Origin of the sequence: Citrobacter sp. wls826 (genome assembly GCF_005281245.1) — a bacterium.
Taxonomy (GTDB): domain Bacteria; phylum Pseudomonadota; class Gammaproteobacteria; order Enterobacterales; family Enterobacteriaceae; genus Citrobacter; species Citrobacter braakii.
Genome location: NZ_SZWS01000054.1, coordinates 158122 through 164785, shown reverse-complemented (window position 1 = coordinate 164785; position 6664 = coordinate 158122). Strand labels below are relative to the sequence as shown.

At 53.6% G+C, this 6664-nt stretch carries 7 protein-coding genes; 3 read left to right on the top strand and 4 right to left on the bottom strand.

What is annotated here, in order from left to right; genetic code table 11:
• Positions 1 to 51: 51 nt before the first annotated feature.
• The 4 genes from FDW87_RS14825 to xthA form a co-directional block, all read right to left on the bottom strand.
• Positions 52 to 1191 (bottom strand): ABC transporter substrate-binding protein, encoded by a 1140-nt coding sequence (locus tag FDW87_RS14825; protein ID WP_137379890.1) that lies wholly within the window; start codon positions 1189 to 1191, stop codon positions 52 to 54.
• A gap of 32 nt (positions 1192 to 1223) precedes the next feature.
• Positions 1224 to 1934, bottom strand: coding sequence for a TVP38/TMEM64 family protein (locus FDW87_RS14820; RefSeq protein ID WP_047417892.1), 711 nt, complete (start codon positions 1932 to 1934; stop codon positions 1224 to 1226).
• Positions 1931 to 2587 carry a TVP38/TMEM64 family protein gene (locus FDW87_RS14815; RefSeq protein WP_170975115.1) on the bottom strand — a complete coding sequence of 219 codons (657 nt, stop codon included), beginning with the start codon at positions 2585 to 2587 and terminating at the stop codon, positions 1931 to 1933. Before FDW87_RS14815 ends, FDW87_RS14820 begins: the two co-directional genes overlap by 4 nt.
• A gap of 223 nt (positions 2588 to 2810) precedes the next feature.
• The gene (gene xthA, locus FDW87_RS14810; RefSeq protein WP_016156323.1) at positions 2811 to 3617 is read right to left on the bottom strand and encodes an exodeoxyribonuclease III; all 807 of its coding nucleotides are present in this window, start codon (positions 3615 to 3617) and stop codon (positions 2811 to 2813) included.
• Positions 3618 to 4061: 444 nt separating this feature from the next.
• On the opposite strand from xthA, the gene FDW87_RS14795 reads away from it, so the two are divergent.
• From FDW87_RS14795 to FDW87_RS22705, 3 genes are all read left to right on the top strand, one after another.
• Positions 4062 to 5282 (top strand): aspartate aminotransferase family protein, encoded by a 1221-nt coding sequence (locus FDW87_RS14795; protein WP_137379888.1) that lies wholly within the window; start codon positions 4062 to 4064, stop codon positions 5280 to 5282.
• Positions 5279 to 6313, top strand: a complete 1035-nt coding sequence (gene astA, locus FDW87_RS14790) for an arginine N-succinyltransferase (RefSeq protein ID WP_016152846.1) — start codon at positions 5279 to 5281, stop codon at positions 6311 to 6313. Before FDW87_RS14795 ends, astA begins: the two co-directional genes overlap by 4 nt.
• Positions 6310 to 6664, top strand: a 355-nt coding sequence (locus tag FDW87_RS22705; protein ID WP_252363196.1) for an aldehyde dehydrogenase family protein, incomplete at its 3' end; no start/stop codon positions are given. The genes astA and FDW87_RS22705, both read left to right, overlap by 4 nt.

Below are 6664 nucleotides of genomic sequence, written 5' to 3'. Positions count from 1 at the left end.
AGAATTTCTGCAGGCTGACTGCTTCTTGTCACCTGATTCCAACAATGATTGCTATTCCAGAGCGTTTACCCATGCAGCATGCGGTTCTGGCAGTACGGCAGGGAGCCCTTGTGGGATCCGCGCCAGCAGCGCATTACGCTGGTCGACAGGCAATTTTTGTGGATCAAGCACCGAAGGATCTCCCCAGACAGACGGGTCGGCTTTACGCAGCTGCGCTTCGGGTGAAAGCAGGAAATTTGCCACGACTTTCGCTCCGGCGCTGGCGCGCGCATTCGCTGGAATGGTGACAAAATGCACGTTGCCGAGCATGCCCTGTGAGAAACCAAAACTATAGCTGCTTTTGGGTAATTCACCGCTGGCCACTTTTTGCTGCGCGTGGGCAGGATTAAAGGTCATTGATAAACGCAGGGTGCCACCGTTGAGCAGCGCATCCATTCGCGCGGGCGTGGGCGGAAAATCTTTACCTTCGCGCCACAGGGCAGGATGCAAAGCATCAAGGTAATGCCACAATGGAGCGGTAACATCGGCGAATGTGGACGCATCTGGCGCTATTTTCAGCGCTTGCGGCTTGTTGGTGAGCGAAATTAACAACTGCTCAAGAAAAGCCGTTCCGGTAAAGTCTGGCGGACGCGGATAGGTCACCGTGCCAGGGTGCGCCTGGGCAAACTCAAGCAGTGCCTGCGGGGATTGCGGCGGCTGCGCGGTGAGATCGTGCCTGGTAATAAATGTGAGCTGTGCGCCGCCCCACGGTGATTCAGCCCCCTCCGTTGGAATGGAAAAGTCTTCGTTCACCGGTTTCTGGGTATCAACATAGCGCCAGTTAGGCAGCGTTTGCGCCCACTGGGTCTGTAGCAGCCCGGCTTCTTTCAGCGTGCGGAAATTTTCGCCGTTCACCCACAGTAAATCGACCGAGCCACCGGTTTTTCGCCCGGATGCCGCTTCCGTCTGGATACGTTTTACGGCGTCGGCGGCATCCGCCAGGCGTACGATTTTCAGGTTAATGGCATAGTGCGTTTTCATCTCGCCGCTAACCCAGTCGAGATACTGGTTAACTGCGTTGTCGCCACCCCAGGCGTTGAACCACACCGTCTGACCGCGGGCGTCATTTTTGATTTGCTGCCAACTGGTGTCCTCGGCGAAAGCCGCCAGCGGAGAGAGCAGCAAACTCAGGCACAATAAGCAGTAACGCATAATATCTCCATTGCTAAAAATGGGGGAAAGACTCAGGTCTTTTTCCGTTGATGCTCAAGATAAAGGCTTCTGGCCACGGCAATCACCACGCTCAGAGCGAACAGGATGAACAGGCCGGTAACAAACCAAAATGTGCCGCCGGTTAACAGGCTACCAGCCCATGAATAAACGATAGTGGCCGGTAACTGACCGATGCCGGTGGCGATGAAGAAATGGCGAAAACGAATCGAGGTCAGGCCTGCTGCGTAGCTTACCGGGTCGAACGGCACAAAAGGTAACAGGCGACAGACAAGAATTGTGTGCTTGCCATAGCGCTCGAAAAAAGTGTCCATGTTGTTCAGCACCGTTTTTCCGGTCAGTTTTTCCACCGCGCTGCGACCTAAAACGCGGGCAATAAAAAAGCACAGCGCCGCGCCTGCCATCGCGCTGCTCCAGGACAGAACGCCGCCCCAAAATGCACCAAACAGCGAGGCATTGGCAAAGGTGATCACAAAGGCGGGAAGCGGTGCAACGATGGCCTGTAAGATCATCAGGAAGAACGACACGACAGCCGCCTGGGTTCCGTAAGAACGAATGAAGTTCTCAAGAGCATGCTGATCGAGCGTGGTAAATGCCGCCAGGCTGGCGTGAAGAAAATCACTCACGCCAGGTATCCACGCCCACGCCATCAGAGCGAGCAGCAGCAGGGCAAGCAAGCTTATACGGTAATAGCGTGTCCGCCGCGCTTTATTCATCTTGATCATTTACCCGCGTACTCGTGACCGGGCGCCGGATCGACATGTTTATGTCGCGCCCAGGCTTTGGCGGCCTGAACGAGGACGAATAGCGCCAGCCCCGCAACGCTGAGCTTACCGATAAATGCCCAGCTAATCCCTTCGCTGGCCAGTTCGTGCGACATCAGCGTATAGATAAAGATGCCGGGCAAGGTGGTTAGCGCAGATATCACGGTAAATGACCAGAACGGAATGGCCGTCAGCCCATAGGCATAGTTTTGAATGTTATAGGGGAACAGTGGCACGAGCCGGGTCAGGATCAGAAAGTCTACTCCGCTATGGGCAATGCCTTTTTCGATAGCCTGAAACGTTGCCGTGTGGCCAACGTATTTCAGCAGTAATTCCCGGCCAAGCCAGCGAGCCAGCATAAATGACAGCGCCGAAGCCATGGTTGCCGCCACTAACGAGATAAGCGTCCCTGTCACCGGGCCAAACAGCACACCGCCGACGATCACCAGGATGCTGCCAGGGATCAGACACAGCGCGGCAACTATAAACAGCAGGATATAAAGGGTATAGCCGAACAGGCCGCTTTGGCCGATGACATCTTGTAAATGATGGAAATTGGTGATCAGATCGGTCAGACCGTAATGATGGAAAACTCCCGCCAGAACGCAGAACAATACCGCAACAATTAGCAGCCGGTATTCTGCGTTATGCGAACTTCTTTTTCATGGGGGTTCTCCTGTAAAACCGAATGCAATGTAGCGTTTTCGTCAGCGAAAAGTGCGCGCGAAGATATAATAAATTTCCGGCCGCAACAATGTATTACCGTGGCTTTATTGATTTTGCACAGAATAAACAGACTCTCCAGGTCTGGCCCGGAGAGTGAAAATACGCAGACGATCAGACGCGGAATTTAGCCCATACAGGCGCATGGTCGGACGGCTTTTCCATGCTGCGGATTTCATAGTCGATGCCGGTTTCTTCGCAGCGCTCCGCCAGCGGTTTGCTCGCCAGCAGCAAATCGATACGCAGGCCACGGTTATCGTCAAAGCCTTTTGAGCGGTAATCAAACCACGAGAACTGGTCGTTCTTTTCAGGCCAGGCGTGACGGTAGGTATCTACCAGGCCCCAGCCCAGCAGACGCTCCATCCACTCGCGCTCTTCTGGCAGGAAGGAACATTTGCCGGTGCGCAGCCAGCGTTTACGGTTCTCTTCGCCAATACCGATATCGAGGTCGGTTGGGCTGATATTCATATCGCCCATGATCAATACCGGATTGTCGCGCTTCAGTTCAGTCTCCAGATAGTTTTGTAGGTTCTGATAAAACGCGGCTTTGGCCGGGAACTTGGTTTCATGGTCACGGCTTTCGCCCTGCGGGAAATAGCCGTTAATCACCGTGATGCTGCCCAGAGGCGACGGAATTTCCGCCATGATGATACGGCGCTGCGCTTCTTCGCCATCACCCGGGAAGCCACGACGCACCGCAATCGGTGTTTCTTTCGTTAATAGTGCTACGCCGTAATGGCCTTTCTGACCGTGATAAAAGACGTTATAACCCAGCTTTGCTACCTCTTCGAGAGGGAACATATCGTCGTGGACTTTTGTCTCCTGTAAGCCAATAACATCCGGTTGGTGTTTTTCGACAATGGCTGCCAGTTGATGGGGACGGGCACGCAGGCCGTTGATATTAAAAGAGACAAATTTCATAGTCGCTGCCACTTTGCAAGATGAATAGTGCAAGGATGGTAGCAGAATTTCTGCAGGCTGACTGCTTCTTGTCACCTGATTCCAACAATGATTGCTAATGGTGTTAACGATGGAGCAAAAACTGCACCGTTTTGGCGCGTAGAGCGTCGGAATAGAGCAATAATTTCCGATAAATTTCGTATACGATCACAATTCCAGAATTATATTTGGCGACTGAATAAAATTGCGTTTTTTCCTCTGTTTAGTCATCTGGTACGCAAACATATTCACTTTATATGCACATACAGTGAATATCGTCAGGTTGTAACTCGTTGATATTCCGTCACCGCCCTCCGTTTATGCACTTTTTTCGCTGGCTGGCACGAAGCCTGCAATCTACATTTACACCGCAAACACTATATTTATTAACATATAAATAACCTTTTATTTACCGTTGAGGTCGCTATGTCTCTGTCAATTACGCGTGAAAATTTTGATGAATGGATGATGCCCGTATACGCTCCGGCCCCTTTTATTCCGGTGCGTGGCGAAGGTTCACGTCTGTGGGATCAGCAGGGTAAAGAGTATATCGATTTCGCGGGAGGCATTGCGGTTAACGCACTGGGTCATGCACATCCGGCATTGCGCGAGGCATTAAACGACCAGGCGAGCAAATTCTGGCATACGGGAAATGGCTACACCAACGAGCCGGTGCTGCGCCTGGCGAAAAAGCTGATTGATGCCACTTTTGCCGAGCGCATTTTCTTCTGTAACTCTGGCGCAGAAGCTAACGAAGCGGCATTAAAATTGGCACGTAAATATGCCCACGATCGTTTTGGTAGCCAGAAGAGCGGCATTGTGGCTTTTAAAAATGCTTTCCATGGTCGCACGCTGTTTACCGTCAGCGCCGGAGGACAGCCCGCCTATTCACAGGACTTCGCGCCGCTGCCGCCGGATATCCGCCATGCCGTGTATAACGATCTCGACTCTGCCAGCCAACTGATTGATGACAACACCTGTGCGGTTATTGTGGAGCCGGTGCAGGGGGAAGGCGGCGTAGTGCCGGCAACAAACGCCTTTTTGCAGGGGCTGCGTGAATTATGCGATCGCCATAATGCGCTGTTGATTTTTGATGAAGTTCAGACCGGAGTTGGTCGTACCGGCGAACTGTATGCCTACATGCACTACGGCGTTACGCCGGACCTGCTGACGACAGCGAAAGCGCTGGGCGGCGGTTTCCCCATCGGCGCACTGCTGGTGACAGAGCGTTGCGCCAGTGTGATGACGGTCGGTACGCACGGTACAACCTACGGCGGAAACCCGCTGGCTACTGCGGTGGCGGGAAAACTGCTGGAAATTGTTAACACGCCGGAAGTGCTTAACGGAGTGAAACAGCGCCACGACTGGTTTGTGGAGCGTATTAACGCCATTAACGAACGTTTTGGACTGTTTAGTGAAATTCGTGGACTCGGACTGCTGATTGGCTGTGTGCTAAACGCGGAATTTGCCGGGAAAGCAAAACTCATCTCGCAAGAAGCGGCCGTTGCCGGAGTGATGGTGCTGATTGCTGGCGCTAATGTGGTGCGGTTTGCGCCAGCGTTAAACGTCAGCGAAGAAGAAATCGCCACCGGACTGGATCGCTTTGCGCTGGCCTGCGAACGCATTAAAGCAGGAGGTTCATCATGATGGTGATTCGTCCCATTGAACGCGCTGATATCACCGCGCTGATGCAGCTTGCCAGTAAGACCGGCGGCGGGTTGACATCGCTACCGGCGAATGAAGCTACGCTGATGGCGCGTATCGAACGTTCGCTACAAACCTGGCGCGGTGAGTTGCCCAAAAGTGAGCAGGGATATGTGTTTGTGCTTGAAGACAGCGCCAGCGGAACCGTGGCAGGGATTTGCGCCATTGAGGTGGCGGTGGGGCTTAACGATCCCTGGTACAACTACCGGGTCGGTACACTGGTGCACGCCTCGAAAGAGCTGAACGTGTATAACGCGCTGCCGACACTGTTTCTGAGTAACGATCACACGGGCAGTAGCGAACTTTGTTCTCTGTTTCTCGATCCGGACTGGCGTAAAGAAGGCAACGGCTATTTGTTGTCGAAGTCGCGCTTTATGTTTATGGCGGCCTTTCGTGACCGGTTCAATGAGAAGGTCGTGGCCGAGATGCGCGGCGTGATCGATGAACACGGCTACTCTCCGTTTTGGCAAAGCCTCGGCAAACGTTTTTTCTCAATGGAGTTCAGCCGGGCGGATTTTCTCTGCGGAACCGGGCAAAAAGCCTTTATTGCTGAACTGATGCCTAAGCATCCGATTTATACCCATTTCCTGTCTGACGAAGCGCAAAGCGTGATTGGTCAGGTGCATCCGCAAACGGCTCCTGCGCGGGCGGTGCTGGAGAAAGAAGGATTTCGCTACCGCAACTACGTCGATATTTTCGACGGCGGACCGACCCTGGAGTGCGATATTGACCGGGTACGGGCTATCCGTAAGAGCAGGCTGGTGGAGGTGGCTGAAGGGCAGCCTGCGCCGGGCGACTATCCTGCTTGTCTGGTTGCCAATGAAAATTATCAAAACTTCCGCGTCATGTTGGTTCGTGCCGACCCGGATACTCAGCGTCTGGTGCTGACGGCGGCGCAACTGGACGCCCTGAAATGTCACGCGGGCGACCATGTACGTTTTGTGCGTCTTTGTGCAGAGGAGAAAACAGCATGACATTATGGATAAACGGCGACTGGGTGACGGGGCTGGGCGAGCGTCGGGTGAAAACCAATCCCGTAAGCGGTGATGTGCTGTGGCAGGGGAATGATGCCGATGCAGCACAGGTGGCGCAGGCGTGCCGGGCCGCGCGCGCAGCCTTTGCCAGTTGGGCTAAACAGCCCTTTGGCGCACGCCAGGCCATTGTTGAAAAATTTGCCTCATTGCTGGAAAGCAATAAAGCCGAACTCACACAGATTATCGCCCGGGAAACCGGCAAACCCCGTTGGGAAGCCGCTACGGAACTGACGGCGATGATCAATAAAATTGCCATCTCCGTGAAAGCCTGGCATGCGCGTACTGGAGAGC

Bases quoted from the DNA above. Each gene is read 5' to 3' on its own strand.
- FDW87_RS14820 (WP_047417892.1), bottom strand. From the start codon at position 1,934: ATGATCAAGATGAATAAAGCGCGGCGGACACGCTATTACCGTATAAGC.
- xthA (WP_016156323.1), bottom strand. From the start codon at position 3,617: ATGAAATTTGTCTCTTTTAATATCAACGGCCTGCGTGCCCGTCCCCAT.
- astA (WP_016152846.1), top strand. From the start codon at position 5,279: ATGATGGTGATTCGTCCCATTGAACGCGCTGATATCACCGCGCTGATG.
- FDW87_RS14825 (WP_137379890.1), bottom strand. From the start codon at position 1,191: ATGCGTTACTGCTTATTGTGCCTGAGTTTGCTGCTCTCTCCGCTGGCG.
- FDW87_RS14795 (WP_137379888.1), top strand. From the start codon at position 4,062: ATGTCTCTGTCAATTACGCGTGAAAATTTTGATGAATGGATGATGCCC.